Genomic DNA, 16,025 nt, shown 5'->3' with positions numbered 1-16,025 from the left:
AGCAAAAACCACTTCCTGCGGGATCTTCGGACACGTGCTGTTCCCGCAGGAGTCGACTGCCCTTCTCTCCAATCACTGTATTTGTTTTAACCATATAAACGATAAAAAAATTCATACTAGCGAAGGAAATTCACGGAGACTCCTGCGGGAAAGCGAAGACGATAAGACCCCACAGGGAGCGTTCTTTGTGAGCGAGGAGGCTTATCGCGAGCCCGCGGAAAGCGTAGTGAAATTTCCGAAGCGGCGGTTTGAACTTTCATTTTATATATCAATTACTGAAAGCAAATTTAACAAATCATTACGTCGCATAATACATCTACTATGTAGTAAAACTTTAGATAAAAATAATCGTTTTGAAAACAAAAATTGATGCAATAATAATTCATAAGTTTAGCATTCACTGTAAAAAATAGAGAGAAGGAGGGGTGAAGAATGGCTAAAAATAATAAACGTGAAACCATTGAAAATGCTAAAAAAGTAGCTGATAAAACGTATAATGTATCGGATTACCAAAGTAACCAAGAGTTAGATCAAGGAATGGCCGTTACCCATGAGCAAGCATCAGATACGTATACCGAAGGCACAGTAGATGGAAAAATTGATCAAGTCGAGGAGCAAAGCAAACTAAAATCTCATGATGGGGAAGATATCCCACGAAAAGGATTTTAATAAAAGCTGTTGATAACTAGTAATACGATGGGAATACGTTATTCACATGTGGATAATCGTTTTCCCATCGTATTTTCTATATGTGGATAACTTTCCTTTTAAAATAAATTGTGATATTCTATTAAGTTAGTGACGATAAAAATAAGTTGCTAAAATAAAATGATGTTAATAATGTTTGATATATAAATATTATTGTATTTTGGAGGTGAAACTAATGGATACAGATACAATTACTGCGATATCGACTCCTGTTGGTGAGGGAGCGATTGCAATTGTAAGGTTAACCGGTGCGGAAGCAATTGAGATTACTTCTAAAGTGTATGAAGGAAAAGATTTATTAAATGTAGCTTCACATACGATTAACTATGGAAAAATACTGGATCCCGATACGAATGAAGTTGCAGAGGAAGTAATGGTGTCGGTAATGCGTGCACCAAAAACGTTTACTCGTGAAGATGTAGTAGAGATAAATTGCCATGGTGGCATGGTAGCTGTTAATCGTGTATTAGAGATTCTCTTGAGTAAAGGAGCTCGCTTGGCAGAACCAGGAGAATTTACAAAACGTGCCTTTTTAAATGGCAGAATTGATTTATCTCAGGCTGAAGCGGTTATGGATTTAATTCGGGCTAAAACGGATAAAGCTATGTCTGTCGCTTTGAAACAAATGGATGGAAGATTGTCTAGTTTGATTCAAAAATATCGTCAGGATTTACTAGAAACGGTCGCCCATGTAGAGGTTAATATTGATTATCCAGAATATGATGATGTAGAAGAAATGTCCCATGACATGATGCGTGAAAAAACAAAACAGGTTCGGGATGAAATTGAAGAATTACTACAAGTGGCGAAGCAAGGTAAAATTTTGCGAGAGGGATTAGCTACTGCCATTATCGGAAGACCAAATGTAGGAAAATCTTCTTTAATGAATACCTTAATCCAAGAAAACAAGGCAATTGTTACAGAAATCCCAGGTACGACAAGAGATATAATAGAAGAATATGTTAATGTTCGAGGAGTACCACTTCGTTTAGTTGATACTGCTGGTATAAGAGAAACGGAAGACATTGTGGAGAAAATTGGGGTTGAACGTTCAAGAAAGGTTTTGAAAGAATCCGATTTGATCCTTTTTGTACTTAATTATAATGAAGAATTGACTGAAGAAGATCGAAAATTGTTCGAAGCAGTCAAAGGGCTAGAGTATATCGTTATAATTAATAAAACAGATCTACCTCAAAAGTTAGACCTTGATGAAGTAAAGCAATATGCAGAGCAACAGCCGATTGTAACGACTTCTTTAATAGAAGAAGAAGGAATAGACGAATTAGAGTCAGCTATTTCAAAGACATTTTTTGCTGGGGATATTGATACTGGTGATCTGACTTATGTTTCTAATGTGCGCCATATACAGTTATTAAATCAAGCAAAACAAGCATTAGAAGATGCGATAGCTAGTCTAGAAATGGAAATGCCATTGGATATCGTTCAAATTGATGTAACGAGAACATGGGAGTTCTTAGGAGAGATTATTGGTGATACGGCAAGCGATAGTTTAATTGATCAGCTATTCTCTCAATTTTGTTTAGGGAAGTAACAGGTCTGTTCTCAAGCTTTTCTATTTATATTGGTAAAGTTAAATGAAAGGTTTTATGTAGAGAAATATTTCTAGTGATTTCTCATATTAGAAAGGATGAAAACGATGGTATACAATGCAGGACATTATGATACGGTTGTTATCGGTGCCGGTCATGCTGGCGTAGAGGCTGGGTTAGCAGCAGCTAGAATGGGCGCCAAAACATTAATGTTGACGTTGAATTTAGATATGATTGCTTTTATGCCGTGTAACCCATCAATTGGTGGACCTGCTAAAGGTATCGTAGTACGTGAAATCGATGCTCTTGGTGGGGTAATGGGGAAAGTAATTGATAAAACGCATATTCAAATGCGTATGTTAAATACAGGTAAAGGTCCAGCTGTGCAAGCGTTACGTGCACAAGCAGATAAGCCTTTATATATAAAAGAAATGAAACACATCATTGAAAATGAACCTAACTTAACGCTACGCCAAGGTATGGTAGATGAACTAATTGTTGAGGATGGAGTATGTAAAGGTGTTATTACAGAAACAAAGGCTGCATATTATGCAGATACCGTTATTGTAACGACAGGTACTTTTATGCGTGGGAAAGTGTTGATGGGGGATTTGGAATATGAAAGTGGACCAAACAACCAGCGTCCAACCATAAAGCTATCAGAAAATCTTGAGGAACTAGGCTTTGAAATTACTCGTTTTAAAACCGGAACACCTCCTCGTGTAAATAGTCATACAATTGATTATTCAAAAACAGAGATTCAACCAGGAGATGAAAAGCCCCAAGGGTTTTCCTATGAAACAACGGAATTTATTACAGATCAGATTCCATGTTGGTTGACGTATACGAATGAATTCACGCATAAAATCATTGATGATAATTTAACTCTATCTGCAATGTACTCTGGAATGAAGCGAGGTACTGGTCCGCGTTACTGTCCTTCTATTGAAGATAAGATCGTGCGATTTAATGATAAACCACGTCATCAAATTTTCTTAGAGCCAGAAGGAAGAGATACAGAGGAAGTTTATGTACAAGGTTTATCCACATCATTACCAGAATCCATTCAGCATGAAATGATCAAAACCGTACCAGGATTAGAAAATGCACAAATTATGCGTCCAGGATATGCAATTGAGTACGACGCTGTTGTGCCAACCCAGTTATGGCCAACATTAGAAACAAAGAAAATTAGTGGCCTCTATACAGCTGGACAAATCAATGGAACATCTGGTTATGAAGAGGCAGCAGCTCAAGGGATAATGGCAGGAATTAATGCTGCTGCAAAAGTATTAGGGAAAGATCCAGTAATATTAGATCGATCACAAGCTTATATTGGAGTACTAATCGATGATCTTGTAACAAAAGGAACGAAAGAGCCATATCGATTATTAACATCCCGTGCGGAATATCGCTTATTATTGCGTCACGATAATGCTGATTTACGTTTAACTGAAATCGGGTATAAATTAGGGTTGATTTCTGAAGAACGCTATGAAAAATTTGAAGAGAAGAAAGAGCTTGTGGAAGAAGAGAAAAAGCGTTTATCAAAAATCGTTTTGAAATCTACACAAGAGGTACAAGAAATGTTAGAGGCATCAAATGCGACGCCACTTAAAGATGCTGTAAAGGCTTATGATCTTCTAAAACGTCCGGAAATCTCATATGAAGCAATTGAAAAAGTAATTGAGCTTAATCCTAAATTAACTTCAGAGGTTAAGGAACAGGTAGAAATCCAAATTAAGTATGAAGGCTATATTAAAAAAGCTAATGAACAAGTAGGACGCATGCTTAAAATGGAGGACAAGAAAATACCAGATAAAATAGATTATGATGATATAAGCGGTATTGCAACCGAAGCGAAAGAAAAGCTTAAAGAGGTAAGACCGCTTTCAGTTGGTCAGGCATCAAGAATTTCAGGAGTAAATCCTTCTGATATTTCCATACTTCTAGTATATATTGAGCAGGGAAAAATAGCGAAATTAGCTAATTAAGAAATAGCATTCGTAAGAAGTCGACATTTGTGAAAGGTCGACTTCTTGCAATACATATAAATAACTGTGGAAGCATCCACTTAACGACTTATAATGGAGAGAAAAGGCTTTTTCCTGTGCTTTTGTTAATCAGCTTGTTCATTCAACCGCTCAGTCCATCCCATTTGTCTTTAACTAGTCGCTTCTACTTTTATTCTAAGTTAAAATAGTTAATTACTACTTGTTAATAAAGGAGATATCCTGATGAATCCAGAGCAATTTACCATTGAGTTAGAAAAACAAGGTATAACTCTCACTAAACGTCAATTAGAGCAATTTTCAATCTATTTCAATACACTCGTTGAGTGGAATGAAAAGATTAATTTAACTGCTTTAACTTCAGAGGAAGACGTATATTTGAAGCATTTCTACGATTCGATATCTGCAGCTTTTTATCATGACTTTAATACGAATTCACACATTTGCGATGTAGGAGCAGGGGCTGGTTTTCCTAGTATTCCATTAAAAATTTGTTTTCCAGATTTAAAAGTAACAATTGTTGATTCATTAAAGAAACGAATTGGTTTCTTAAATCACTTAGCTGCACAGTTAGAATTAACAGATGTGGCGTTCTACCATGATCGCGCGGAGACATTTGGAAAAAACAGCTCCTTTCGGGAAAGTTTTGATATTGTAATGGCACGTGCTGTGGCGAGAATGTCTGTATTAAGCGAATTATGCCTGCCACTTTGTAAAGTTAATGGTGTATTTATTGCAATGAAAGGTTCACAAGCGAAAGAAGAAATTTCTGTTGCGAACAATGCCATTGAATTGTTCGGAGGGGAAGTGGCAAAGTCTCATACATTTTCATTACCAATGGAAGACAGTGAACGGTCAATTGTTATTATTGACAAAAAGAGAAAAACACCGAAAAAATTCCCTAGAAAACCAGGTACTCCTAATAAAGAGCCAATTGAATCATCCTAATAGAATCATATCGCTTATTGTTAAACGCTTGAATTCATTTGAATTCAAGCGTTTATATTTAACAGCTATCGCTTTTCTCAAGATAATCCTTCTCTATAAATGCCTGTCTTAGTTAAAGCTTCCTAATCTAAGTTATTCTATAGACTTGCTTAACTAGATTTAGTAATAAAACGTTTCTTTTCACTATAATTATCATTTGAAATTATCACACTGAAAAATAAATAGTTGTTTGATACCTTTCTTATTGATATTATGGTAAAATAAGAGGATAGGAGCTATATTAATTTTATAGGATATAATTTTATAAGATTGATAGATTGTTATTGATACATACAAGAATGTTTCACGTGAAACATTTTAATATAGAAAGAGAAATCCCGTTCATAAAGTTCTTGTCATTTCGTTCATCCTAATTTATTGTAAAAAAAGGTGGTGTTTATTGGTGCATCCATTTAACCGTATATTTGGTTTAGGGGAAAAGGAAGATTCTGAACTAGATGAGGAATCTTATCACCAAGACGAAGTAATAGAGATTCCTGTTCAAGCGATTGAACCGAATCGATATCAGCCAAGATCGATCTTTAATGAAGAGAAGATTAAAGAATTAGCACAAACTATTAATACACATGGTATGATTCAACCAATAGTTGTTCGTAAGTTGGATAATGAAAAATATGAAATTATTGCCGGTGAACGTAGATGGCGTGCTATTCAATCGTTAGGGTGGGAAAATGTATCGGCAATCATTCGTGATATGACGGATACCCAAACAGCTTCCGTAGCATTAATTGAGAACTTACAACGAGAGGAACTTACTGTAATTGAAGAGGCAGTAGCTTATGCTAAACTTTTGGAAATGCATAATCTAACACAGGAAGCATTAGCTCAACGACTTGGAAAAAATCAATCGACTGTTGCCAATAAACTTCGTTTACTAAAATTACCGGAAGTTGTGCAACAATCGTTGTTGAATAAACAAATTACAGAACGACATGCCCGCGCATTGATAAAACTTGATGAGGAAGAAAAGCAAGTTAAGTTGTTAAGCGAAATTATTGAACATGATTTAAATGTTAAACAAACTGAAGAGCGTATCGCTAATTTAAATCAAGCGAAGGAAAAGAAGAAGAAAAAGCGCCCTAAGTTAAAGGGTGTTAACAAAGATATACGAATAGCAATGAACACTATACGTCAATCATTAAGTATGGTTTCTGATACGGGAATTGACTTAGAGTCAGATGAACAAGACTTGGATGATTATTATCAAATTACAATTAAAATACCGAAAAAGAAATAATCTCTCCCCCCATCTTGCATAGGATGGGGGATTTATTTGGTAATTGATTTACTATAAAGCGAGTAAATATACCTAATTTACGCATATTAATTTACATATTTCTAACAAAATGTAAAATTAATAGGATTTACGTTACAAAAAGTGATAAAATAGATAGTATATTGTTTGGGTAGGTGAAAGTATGGGGAAAATTATGTCCATCGCCAATCAAAAAGGTGGCGTCGGAAAAACAACTTCATCAGTGAATTTAAGTGCTTGTTTAGCACAACTAGGAAATAAAGTACTGCTTGTGGACATTGACCCACAGGGAAATGCAACCAGTGGTGTTGGAATAAATAAAGCAGATATGAGTAAGTGTGTATATAATGTTTTAATTGAAGATCTACCCGCAGAAGAAGTTTGTGTGCCAACAAATGTTGCAAACTTAGATATAATCCCGGCAACCATCCAACTTGCAGGGGCAGAGGTAGAACTAGTACCAACGATTTCACGTGAAATACGTTTGAAAAAGTCATTAGAAAGTTTAAAAGAAGTCTATGACTATATCATAATAGATTGTCCGCCATCACTAGGACTACTTACTATTAATGCACTGACTTCATCAGATACTGTCTTAATACCTGTACAATGTGAGTATTATGCATTAGAAGGGTTAAGTCAGTTACTAAACACCATTCGATTAGTTCAAAAGCATTTAAATAAAGAATTAATGATTGAAGGTGTTCTTTTAACGATGTTTGATGCGAGAACAAATTTAGGTATTCAAGTAATCGAAGAAGTTAAAAAATACTTTCAAGATAAAGTCTATCAATCTGTAATTCCTCGAAATGTGCGATTAGGAGAGGCGCCAAGTCACGGTGAACCAATTATTACGTATGATCCGAAGTCTAAGGGGGCAGAGGTTTATCTTGAATTAGCGAAGGAAGTGATTAGTAATGGCGCGAGGGTTGGGTAAAGGCCTTGATGCATTTTTTCCTGAAATTGAAGAAAAAGCTACAGATACCGTTCAGCATATTCCTGTTACAGAATGTCGACCAAATCCGTATCAGCCAAGAAAGACCTTTGATACAGAAGCTATTGAAGAATTAAAGGATTCCATTCTAGAGTATGGGATTATTCAGCCAATTACTGTAAGAAAAAGCATTAAAGGCTACGAAATTGTAGTAGGGGAGAGAAGGTACCGTGCTGCAAAAGAAGCAGGGTTAAAAGATATTCCTGTTATCATCAAAGAGTTAACAGATGAGAAAATGATGGAGTTAGCCTTACTTGAAAACTTACAACGGGAAGATCTAACCCCAGTTGAAGAAGCATATGCGTATTCCAATTTAATGAATGAATTAAACATTACCCAAGAAGAATTAGCCAAAAGACTCGGAAAAAGCCGATCCCATATTGCTAATATGGTACGCCTATTAGGTTTGCCAGATCAAGTCATTGCGTATATTAACAATGGTGAACTATCTATGGGGCATGGTAGAGCCTTACTTGGAATTAAAGATAAAGAGAAGGTACTTCCGTTTGTCGACAAGATTCGGAAAGAGAAACTTAATGTGCGGCAAGTAGAAAAGTTGATTGTTCTTTTAAATCAAAAGCCTAATAAAAAGAAAGAAAAACCAACAAAAGATATATTCTTACAGGAAAGAGAATCTATTTTGCGTGACCGACTGGGTACGGCTGTATCCATTCAGCGAGGAAAAAGGAAGGGTAAAATAGAAATTGAATTTTATACGGAAGATGATTTAGAAAGAATAATTGAAGTATTAGAGAATTAGATGATTGGTTGCGATAGACTGGGATAACTAACCTTATTCCAGTCTTTATCTATACATAATGTTTCACGTGAAACATTGCGAAATTATTAATTGGGGCTGTAGCTATGGCGTTATATGGAACGATAATTAATGGAATACTAATTGTAGTAGGAACATTACTAGGTTTGTTTTTTACGAAAATACCAGAGAAATATAAAGAAACAGTAATGCATGGAATTGGACTCGCCGTTATATTAATAGGTATGCAAATGGCGTTTTCAACAGAAGCAATTATTGTTGTTCTTCTAAGCTTGCTTACCGGTGCTATAATTGGCGAGTTCCTGCACCTCGAAGAAGGACTGAATCGCTTAGGTAACTGGATTGGAAGCAAATTTGTAAGTGAAAATAAAAACTTTAGCATCGCCGAAGGATTTGTAACAGCTTCCTTAATATTTGTGATAGGAGCAATGTCAGTAATTGGTGCGTTGGATAGTGGTTTGCGTGGTGATCATGAGGTGTTAATTACAAAAGGGGTTATTGATGGCTTTGTCGCACTAGTATTAACAACAACCTTAGGGTTCGGGGTTGTGTTTTCAGTTATTCCTGTTGTCGTTTACCAAGGTGGTATTGCATTACTCGCTACACAGATAGACAGGTGGATACCAGAAGAAGTATTAAATGGTCTTATTATCGAATTAACAGCTGTTGGTGGACTATTAATTGTAGCCATCGGATTAAATTTATTAAAAATAATACAAATTCGTGTTGGTAATCTATTACCGGCAGTTATTACAGTTGTACCAATCTACTATGTCTATCATTTATTTGTTTGAAGATGACAATGTAATACTAAATCGAATGAAATAAAAAAGAAGAGACTGTTCCGAAAAAATGGAGCAGTCTTTTCTTATTAAATATGAAAGTGAACGAAAATCAAATATCTGCATCGTTTGTCTACCAATCAGTCGGGGGTGAAGAAAACCCTACTGATTGTAAGTTCACTTATAATAATTTCTCTTTCACTTGTTGGATAACAACAGCTGGAGATATTCGGTTATAGGCTAGTTTCTGATCAATTAGGTCTAAAGAACCTGCAATTTGCTTGGCCATTTCAACAACGAGAGAAAGGCGTGTGTTTTGTAATACGGAATATTCCATAAACCCACTTATATTTACTACCCCCGTTATATGAATTTCCCCAACATTTGGGAGTGTCTTGTTAAGTGCTGCTCCAGGCTTTAATGCTCCTTGACTTGCAATTACTTGCCCAACAGAATTCTTTTTCCCTAGACATGCATCGACTGCAATGATGTATGGGTTTCGATGCTTTTCATAAATTAAATCTAATTTCTCTTGTAAATTCGTTGCATGAACAGGATCATGTAATGTTCCATACACACTTAAATGTCTCGGTTTATGTTCTTCTAAATACGACCCGGTTAAAGGTCCTAATGCATCGCCAGTAGAACGATCCGTACCTACACATACAACTACATACTCACGTGGAGAATTAGGTAGCCAAGAAGTGATTTTTTCACTAATTGTCTCGCATAAACGTTGTTCAGAATATAGCATTCTTATTGTATCATTTTTTGTTTGGAAATGACTCTTTAGATTCATAGGTTTTCCTCCGCTCACATATTGATATTAGTATACGGAAAAAATCTACGTTTTATACATTGATATCAGAAAAATTGGCAGTTGTTAATTCCTTTTACCATAAAGTAAGGAAAGAGCAACATGTATGTTCGAAATCTGCCAAATAATTATTGGAGGATACGTAATGATAAAATCAGGTTTAAAATGGATGTTCCTAATCATTGGAACGACAATCGGAGCAGGATATGCATCTGGAAGGGAACTTTGGGAATTTTTTGGTCATGAAAGTGGACTTGCTATTGTCCTGTTTATGGTATTTTTTATTACTTCATGTATTGTTATTATGACAGTAAGTTATGAGAAACAATCTTCAGAGTATCGACCTGTTTTACGTGTAATCGTTGGAAACAGATTATCTAAATTATATGATGTTATGATCTTTCTTTATTTATATACGACAACTGTAGTCATGCTTTCAGGTAGTGGTGCGACTGGACAAGCATTTAATCTACCTTATTGGTGGGGAGTAGCTTTTATTTCTTTGGTACTTATTATTTTATTTAGTAAAGATATCACTGGTTTATTATCCATAAATCAAATTATTCTACCTGTATTGTTAATAGGTCTTTTGTTTGTGTTAATTGTATTTACAATCGATCAGGATCTTTCCTTATTTTCTCATTGGTATGAACAAAGTAATTGGACGGCAGCATTTCCATTTACTGCACTAAATATATTACCATTAATTGCTGTTTTGGGGGCAGTAGGCAATAAAGTAGAGTCCAAACAAGAAATCTGGTTTGCTGGGATAGGTAGTGGAGTAATATTAGGGGTAATCTCTTATATTTATAACAATAGTTTAATTCAAATATCGGATGAACTACTCTTATATGAAATACCTTTATTTGCAATACTTAAAAACTATCCATTTCAAATGGTAATTCTAATGTCCATATTATTATGGTTTGCCATATTCACAACAGCGGCTGCTGGAGTACTAGGGATAGTTACCCGGATTAAAGGTTACTTAAAACAACCATTATGGCTACTTGTAGTTGTTACATTACTTACAATGCTTCCGTTAACAACATTGGGTTTTTCTAAACTAATTGGGATATTATATCCGATTTATGGAATATTAAACTTATATGTACTAACACGATTACTTCTCTTCCCTATTTGGAATAATATGGAAAAAGGTTAAATATAATTTTTCTCCCTTGTGTATAGATGGGAGGTTATTGTACTATATATTATATATTTACCTAAATTTAGAACGTTATAAGATGTGAGGAGAAGGTTACATGGCGGATAAGGATTTTGATCTAAATGATGTCGTACAAATGAAAAAACCGCATCCATGTGGAGAGAATCGGTGGAAAATCATTCGCATGGGGATGGATATCCGAATTAAATGCTTAGGGTGTAGCCATAGTGTGATGATCCCACGTCGTGACTTCACGAAAAAACTAAAAAAAGTATTGGAAAAATCTTCTTAAAAATATAGTAAAAATAGACGAACCTCTGTCAAAATGCTAAAATAGATGCATAGAAATATAGAAAAAGAAAAAACAATAGGGTAAAAGGCGAAAATAGGTATCCATTTGGTGCCTATTTTTGCTTTTTACATGCTTGTCTTTTTTATCCCTAATATCTATAATTGGAATAACGAACGCGTTCATTTGAATGGAAACCTTAAGGAGTGAAAGTTTAATGGCTTTGACAGCAGGAATTGTCGGACTTCCGAATGTAGGTAAATCTACATTATTTAATGCAATAACTCAAGCAGGGGCAGAAGCAGCAAATTACCCGTTTGCTACAATTGACCCCAATGTAGGTATTGTGGAAGTACCAGACGACCGCTTAAATAAATTAACGGAATTAGTACAACCAAAGAAAACCGTACCAACTGCATTTGAATTTACGGATATTGCAGGGATTGTCAAAGGTGCAAGCAAAGGGGAAGGATTAGGAAACCAATTTCTATCCCACATCAGACAAGTAGATGCAATCTGCCAGGTCGTACGCTGCTTTGTTGATGAAAATATTACCCATGTATCTGGAAAAGTAGATCCAATCGATGATATTGAAGTCATCAATTTGGAGCTAATTCTAGCAGATTTGGAAACAGTTACTAAACGATTCCAACGGGTAGAAAAATTAGCAAGACAAAAAGATAAAGAAGCACTAAATGAGTTTGACATTCTTGATAAGATTAAAAATGCGCTAGAAGAAGAACAACCAGTTCGTGCAATTGACTTCACGGAAGAACAGCAAAAGATTGTGAAGGGTCTCCATTTACTAACAAGTAAGCCGATGCTTTATGTCGCGAACGTTAGTGAAGAGGAAGTTGCCGACCCGAATGGGAATGAATATGTGCAAAAAGTACGTGACTATGCAGCTAAAGAAGGTGCAGAAGTTATTGTTATTTGTGCCAAAATAGAAGAAGAGATTTCGGAGCTTGACCAAGAAGAAAAAGAAATGTTCTTAGAAGACTTAGGAATTACCGAGGCAGGCTTAGATAAGTTAATTAAAGCATCTTACAACCTATTAGGCTTAGCGACGTATTTTACTGCAGGAGAGCAAGAAGTACGAGCATGGACGTTCCGCAAAGGGATCAAGGCTCCACAAGCAGCAGGAATTATCCATACAGATTTTGAAAGAGGATTTATCCGAGCGGAAACCGTTTCATACGAAGATTTAGTTGAAGCTGGATCGATGGGACAAGCTCGTGAAAAAGGAAAGGTTCGATTGGAAGGCAAAGAGTATATTGTTAAAGATGGCGATGTCATTCACTTCCGTTTTAATGTATAAAACAACCAGCAATATTATGATGTAGAAAAGGGTCTCTCGAAAACTTGTCATTTCATATAACATTTGGTATAATACACTATTGTGAGTAATGAATTTAGATTACTCCTTGCTCTTATTGCAAAAAGCCTTGCTTTTTTATAGATAAGAGCCGCTAAGACCAAAAGGAGGTGTAACGGATGAGAAAATATGAAATCATGTATATCATCCGCCCAGACATGGAAGAGGAAGCTCAAACAGCTTTAATTGAGCGTTTCAACAGTGTTTTAACTGATAATGGGGCGGAGATTGAAAAAGTTGATGAAAAAGGTAAAAAACGCCTTGCATATGAAATCAACGACTACCGTGATGGATATTATGTAGTAATTAACTTCACTGGTGATGAAAACGCAGTAAATGAGTTTGATCGCCTAGCTAAGTTTAGTGAAGATATTATTCGTCATATCGCAGTTCGAGAAGATGATCAATAAATAATTGACCCATATTAAGGAGTGGTTCTGATGTTAAATCGTGTCGTACTTGTCGGCAGGTTAACGAAGGATCCTGATCTACGTTATACACCAAGTGGAGTAGCTGTTGCTAACTTTACCGTTGCTGTTAATCGACCTTTTTCTAATCAGCAAGGGAACCGAGAAGCTGATTTTATTAATTGCGTCATTTGGCGTAGACCAGCAGAAAACCTTGCTAACTATATGAAAAAAGGTAGTATGATTGGAGTAGATGGTCGTATTCAAACACGTAGTTTTGAAGGCCAAGATGGAAAAATGGTATACATTACAGAAGTTGTTGCAGATAATGTGCAATTTCTTGAGTCAAAAGGTTCCTCACAAAATAGAGGGGGACAAGATAATTACTCATCTGGATACCAACAAAATCCAAATCCGAATCAGAACCAAAACAATCCAAATCAAAACAGAAACAATCAATTTCAAAATGATGAGGACCCGTTTAAAAACAACGGTGAGCCTATCGATATATCAGATGACGATTTACCATTCTGAGATCAGAAAAGTGTGTATGTATAGCGTATGTCTAATAGATTATACGCAGTGTGTAAAATGTGTAAAAATGTGTGTAAATAAGAAGGATATTTGACGAACACCGTCGAATCCTAATGTTAAACAGTTCTTATCCAATGTGTGGGATGAGAATGAGACATTAGGTTCGGGGTGTTTTTTTTATGTATTCATACTCGGTAGAAAAAACTATAAGAGAAAATGGACAGCATTCAGTTATATTAGTGGATGAAAACTTGAATATGGTGGAGGAAGTTGCTTTATTCTGCATTACCTTGAAAGTAAGGGAAGGGCATTAAACACCATAGAGAGTTATTGTAGGGATTTGAAGGTGTATTTTAATTGGCTTTCCAAGAAGGAGTTGAAGTTTTATGAAGTGAATAAGCGAAGTATGATTTCATTTATTGACTTCAAAAAATCAGGGGAAGTTGGAAAGAATGAGGAAAAATCAGGAAGGTGAATAAATAAGTACCTTGTCACCGTTGTTTCTTTTTATAACTATTATGAGGGTGTTGAGGAATACATAGATGCTAACCCCATAACAATTAAAGATAAGCAAGGCAATATATGTGCGAGATTTAATATGCGTATTATTTGCCCGAAGTTTATTAACACACCAGCTCATCTTGCTGTCCATAGAAACCATTTAGAACGATTACGGGCTGATAGAGAGCTTTATATGGCTACCGAGTTATAATCCGGGACTCGAAACCATTTAGAAACGATAGAACATGCTTTAGAAACAATTATAGAATGTTTGTAGGTGATTGAAAGTGGTGGCTAAGAATAATAACGTAGAAATTAACGAAAAGGCATTTCAATTATTTGATTATAACCCCTCCAATCCAGAAAGAGACTTTCGTTGTGGAAAAAGCAAGTTTCGGATATGGAGTGGGATTTCAACGGGTATGTAGATAAGCCGCATCTTCGTGGAGCAAGATTAAAGATAAAATTTTATGCTTTTGAACATAAGCCAAGAATGTTAGAAGTAATTAAATGGTTTATGCATCATGAAATGACTACGGGTGAGATACTGACTGCAAAAAGGAGCATGAATGGTATTGTAAGATATACTAAGTATTAATAAGTATGCACCAGAGGTAGAATCCTTTGCCGATATAACCCAAGAGCTTCTTACAGCAAATTTTGACCATTTACTTACAGCAAAAAGTGAAACCACCAATAAACCATTAAGTCCCTTAACAATAAAATAGCAGCTCTTGCAATTAAAGAAATTCTTATTAAGGGTAATGTAAAGGGTTGGTATGTCTCAGATAATGTAGGATATGTTCAAAGGGTATATGATGACAGAAATATTGATAATAAAGCACTAAAAACTGATACAAAAAAGTAGATGGAGAAACTAACAGCTAAGGTTTCTGATGAAGACTTTATTAACAAAATAATAAAAACTGCCGTGAAGAATTTAGAGCAAAATAGAAATATCAAAGGGTTACCAGTTGCACTTGTCAACCATCCTAATTGGAATAAGAATTCTTTAAGACCAGGGCTACGAGAACATAAATTTTTTACAAATGGCAAAGTAAATTGGATTTTACATCCCATACGCTTAGACATGCATTTGCCACCTATGCACTAAAAGGTGGAGCCTCAATAGAAGTAAATTCCGGAATTATGAATCAGAGAACAATACTTGGAACACAGCATTATACTCACCCAATTCAAGAAGAGGTAAAGATACTCTTTAATGAAGTTCTAAATGAAGGTGCTATATTATCTGGCAAAAAATCACTTCAAATTTTAGATAAATCAAAGGAGAATAATCTGTTTAAGGGCAAAACGACTGATCAAGATGATAAACTTCTTTGAGCTATGAATAAATCCAAGTTTTAACACATGGTTTGTGCTTACACCATACAATACGTAATGAACCTTGTGCTGCTGATGGAGTATGCTTGAGATGCCGAAATTTTTTAATAACACCAGAGTTTCTTGACGTACATAAAGGGCGTTTGGAGATGGTTAGAAATGAATTATCCAAAGTTCCAAGTGAAGTTTCCTATGAAAATAAATTAAGAAGAATAGAATCCTATTTAGTGGATATTATCATAGATCTTAAAAAACAACAAGATACGCTTGATAGGATAGAACAGGTTATTTCCAATATTATACGAGGAAAGAAAAAACTATCAATCTCTAAAATTGCCGAAAAGTCTAGGATAAGAAAGACTATTTATAACCACCCATAATTAAAACAACGCTGTGATCAGCCATACTAATTCAAGAAGAGTAAAATAAAGCATTACAAGAAGTTACAGCTGGTTCAGCTAACGAAGCAAAAACTAAGCCACTAACTGTAGGGGAACTGCTTT

Annotated in this window: 19 protein-coding genes; 18 read left to right on the top strand and 1 reads right to left on the bottom strand. The window is 35.4% G+C overall.

The genetic code is table 11. The features are described 5' to 3' along the window. The first annotated feature begins 432 nt into the window (after positions 1 to 432). The 8 genes from BMX40_RS09860 to BMX40_RS09825 all read left to right on the top strand — a co-directional run bounded on the left by BMX40_RS09860 (position 433) and on the right by BMX40_RS09825 (position 9,099). Complete coding sequence (locus BMX40_RS09860) at positions 433 to 669, top strand: YozQ family protein (protein WP_090869338.1); 237 nt, start codon at positions 433 to 435, stop codon at positions 667 to 669. A 214-nt stretch (positions 670 to 883) separates the two neighbouring features. Further along, positions 884 to 2,260: a tRNA uridine-5-carboxymethylaminomethyl(34) synthesis GTPase MnmE gene (mnmE, locus tag BMX40_RS09855; RefSeq protein WP_090869337.1), complete on the top strand. Its 1,377-nt coding sequence runs from the start codon at positions 884 to 886 to the stop codon at positions 2,258 to 2,260. 105 nt (positions 2,261 to 2,365) lie between these two features. After that, positions 2,366 to 4,252 carry a tRNA uridine-5-carboxymethylaminomethyl(34) synthesis enzyme MnmG gene (gene mnmG, locus BMX40_RS09850; protein WP_090869335.1) on the top strand — a complete coding sequence of 629 codons (1,887 nt, stop codon included), beginning with the start codon at positions 2,366 to 2,368 and terminating at the stop codon, positions 4,250 to 4,252. Between the two features lie 243 nt (positions 4,253 to 4,495). Beyond that, entirely contained in the window at positions 4,496 to 5,218 is a 723-nt protein-coding gene (rsmG, locus tag BMX40_RS09845; protein ID WP_090869333.1) for a 16S rRNA (guanine(527)-N(7))-methyltransferase RsmG, read from the top strand. Positions 5,219 to 5,657: 439 nt separating this feature from the next. Beyond that, positions 5,658 to 6,515 carry a nucleoid occlusion protein gene (gene noc, locus BMX40_RS09840; protein WP_090869331.1) on the top strand — a complete coding sequence of 286 codons (858 nt, stop codon included), beginning with the start codon at positions 5,658 to 5,660 and terminating at the stop codon, positions 6,513 to 6,515. Positions 6,516 to 6,696: 181 nt separating this feature from the next. Further along, a complete protein-coding gene (locus BMX40_RS09835; protein ID WP_090869329.1) occupies positions 6,697 to 7,470 on the top strand; it encodes a ParA family protein in 774 nt (257 codons plus the stop codon). Then, positions 7,451 to 8,287, top strand: coding sequence for a ParB/RepB/Spo0J family partition protein (locus BMX40_RS09830; protein ID WP_090869327.1), 837 nt, complete (start codon positions 7,451 to 7,453; stop codon positions 8,285 to 8,287). Before BMX40_RS09835 ends, BMX40_RS09830 begins: the two co-directional genes overlap by 20 nt. Before the next feature lie 104 nt (positions 8,288 to 8,391). Then, positions 8,392 to 9,099, top strand: coding sequence for a DUF554 domain-containing protein (locus tag BMX40_RS09825; protein ID WP_090869325.1), 708 nt, complete (start codon positions 8,392 to 8,394; stop codon positions 9,097 to 9,099). A 169-nt stretch (positions 9,100 to 9,268) separates the two neighbouring features. Here BMX40_RS09825 and yyaC read toward each other — a convergent pair whose 3' ends face one another. Next, positions 9,269 to 9,886, bottom strand: a complete 618-nt coding sequence (gene yyaC, locus BMX40_RS09820) for a spore protease YyaC (protein ID WP_090869323.1) — start codon at positions 9,884 to 9,886, stop codon at positions 9,269 to 9,271. A 163-nt stretch (positions 9,887 to 10,049) separates the two neighbouring features. On the opposite strand from yyaC, the gene BMX40_RS09815 reads away from it, so the two are divergent. From BMX40_RS09815 to BMX40_RS09770, 10 genes are all read left to right on the top strand, one after another. After that, on the top strand, positions 10,050 to 11,069 hold the full coding sequence (locus BMX40_RS09815) for a YkvI family membrane protein (RefSeq protein ID WP_090869321.1): 1,020 nt from the start codon (positions 10,050 to 10,052) through the stop codon (positions 11,067 to 11,069). 100 nt (positions 11,070 to 11,169) lie between these two features. Beyond that, positions 11,170 to 11,364 (top strand): DUF951 domain-containing protein, encoded by a 195-nt coding sequence (locus BMX40_RS09810; protein WP_090869319.1) that lies wholly within the window; start codon positions 11,170 to 11,172, stop codon positions 11,362 to 11,364. A gap of 214 nt (positions 11,365 to 11,578) precedes the next feature. Beyond that, a complete protein-coding gene (gene ychF / locus BMX40_RS09805; RefSeq protein WP_090869317.1) occupies positions 11,579 to 12,679 on the top strand; it encodes a redox-regulated ATPase YchF in 1,101 nt (366 codons plus the stop codon). A gap of 176 nt (positions 12,680 to 12,855) precedes the next feature. After that, a complete protein-coding gene (gene rpsF, locus BMX40_RS09800; RefSeq protein ID WP_090869315.1) occupies positions 12,856 to 13,146 on the top strand; it encodes a 30S ribosomal protein S6 in 291 nt (96 codons plus the stop codon). A gap of 30 nt (positions 13,147 to 13,176) precedes the next feature. After that, entirely contained in the window at positions 13,177 to 13,677 is a 501-nt protein-coding gene (gene ssb, locus BMX40_RS09795; protein WP_090869314.1) for a single-stranded DNA-binding protein, read from the top strand. 277 nt (positions 13,678 to 13,954) lie between these two features. Next, complete coding sequence (locus BMX40_RS20940) at positions 13,955 to 14,152, top strand: site-specific integrase (RefSeq protein ID WP_090869312.1); 198 nt, start codon at positions 13,955 to 13,957, stop codon at positions 14,150 to 14,152. A gap of 402 nt (positions 14,153 to 14,554) precedes the next feature. Beyond that, on the top strand, positions 14,555 to 14,776 hold the full coding sequence (locus BMX40_RS09785) for a hypothetical protein (RefSeq protein WP_090869310.1): 222 nt from the start codon (positions 14,555 to 14,557) through the stop codon (positions 14,774 to 14,776). A gap of 270 nt (positions 14,777 to 15,046) precedes the next feature. Next, positions 15,047 to 15,292, top strand: a complete 246-nt coding sequence (locus BMX40_RS20225; RefSeq protein ID WP_090869308.1) for a hypothetical protein — start codon at positions 15,047 to 15,049, stop codon at positions 15,290 to 15,292. A gap of 35 nt (positions 15,293 to 15,327) precedes the next feature. Then, on the top strand, positions 15,328 to 15,522 hold the full coding sequence (locus BMX40_RS20220) for a hypothetical protein (RefSeq protein WP_090869306.1): 195 nt from the start codon (positions 15,328 to 15,330) through the stop codon (positions 15,520 to 15,522). A gap of 149 nt (positions 15,523 to 15,671) precedes the next feature. Then, positions 15,672 to 15,902: a hypothetical protein gene (locus BMX40_RS09770; RefSeq protein WP_090869304.1), complete on the top strand. Its 231-nt coding sequence runs from the start codon at positions 15,672 to 15,674 to the stop codon at positions 15,900 to 15,902. Positions 15,903 to 16,025: the final 123 nt, after the last annotated feature.

Source organism: Oceanobacillus limi, assembly GCF_900111445.1.
Taxonomy (GTDB): Bacteria; Bacillota; Bacilli; order Bacillales; family Amphibacillaceae; genus Ornithinibacillus; species Ornithinibacillus limi.
The sequence above is the reverse complement of the archived record's forward strand: the minus strand, read 5'-3'. Positions and strand labels throughout refer to the sequence as shown.

Bases quoted from the DNA above. Each gene is read 5' to 3' on its own strand.
- BMX40_RS09860 (WP_090869338.1), top strand. From the start codon at position 433: ATGGCTAAAAATAATAAACGTGAAACCATTGAAAATGCTAAAAAAGTA.
- mnmE (WP_090869337.1), top strand. From the start codon at position 884: ATGGATACAGATACAATTACTGCGATATCGACTCCTGTTGGTGAGGGA.
- mnmG (WP_090869335.1), top strand. From the start codon at position 2,366: ATGGTATACAATGCAGGACATTATGATACGGTTGTTATCGGTGCCGGT.
- rsmG (WP_090869333.1), top strand. From the start codon at position 4,496: ATGAATCCAGAGCAATTTACCATTGAGTTAGAAAAACAAGGTATAACT.
- BMX40_RS09835 (WP_090869329.1), top strand. From the start codon at position 6,697: ATGGGGAAAATTATGTCCATCGCCAATCAAAAAGGTGGCGTCGGAAAA.
- BMX40_RS09830 (WP_090869327.1), top strand. From the start codon at position 7,451: ATGGCGCGAGGGTTGGGTAAAGGCCTTGATGCATTTTTTCCTGAAATT.
- BMX40_RS09825 (WP_090869325.1), top strand. From the start codon at position 8,392: ATGGCGTTATATGGAACGATAATTAATGGAATACTAATTGTAGTAGGA.
- yyaC (WP_090869323.1), bottom strand. From the start codon at position 9,886: ATGAATCTAAAGAGTCATTTCCAAACAAAAAATGATACAATAAGAATG.
- BMX40_RS09815 (WP_090869321.1), top strand. From the start codon at position 10,050: ATGATAAAATCAGGTTTAAAATGGATGTTCCTAATCATTGGAACGACA.
- BMX40_RS09810 (WP_090869319.1), top strand. From the start codon at position 11,170: ATGGCGGATAAGGATTTTGATCTAAATGATGTCGTACAAATGAAAAAA.
- ychF (WP_090869317.1), top strand. From the start codon at position 11,579: ATGGCTTTGACAGCAGGAATTGTCGGACTTCCGAATGTAGGTAAATCT.
- rpsF (WP_090869315.1), top strand. From the start codon at position 12,856: ATGAGAAAATATGAAATCATGTATATCATCCGCCCAGACATGGAAGAG.
- ssb (WP_090869314.1), top strand. From the start codon at position 13,177: ATGTTAAATCGTGTCGTACTTGTCGGCAGGTTAACGAAGGATCCTGAT.
- BMX40_RS20225 (WP_090869308.1), top strand. From the start codon at position 15,047: ATGGAGAAACTAACAGCTAAGGTTTCTGATGAAGACTTTATTAACAAA.
- BMX40_RS20220 (WP_090869306.1), top strand. From the start codon at position 15,328: ATGAATCAGAGAACAATACTTGGAACACAGCATTATACTCACCCAATT.
- BMX40_RS09770 (WP_090869304.1), top strand. From the start codon at position 15,672: ATGGTTAGAAATGAATTATCCAAAGTTCCAAGTGAAGTTTCCTATGAA.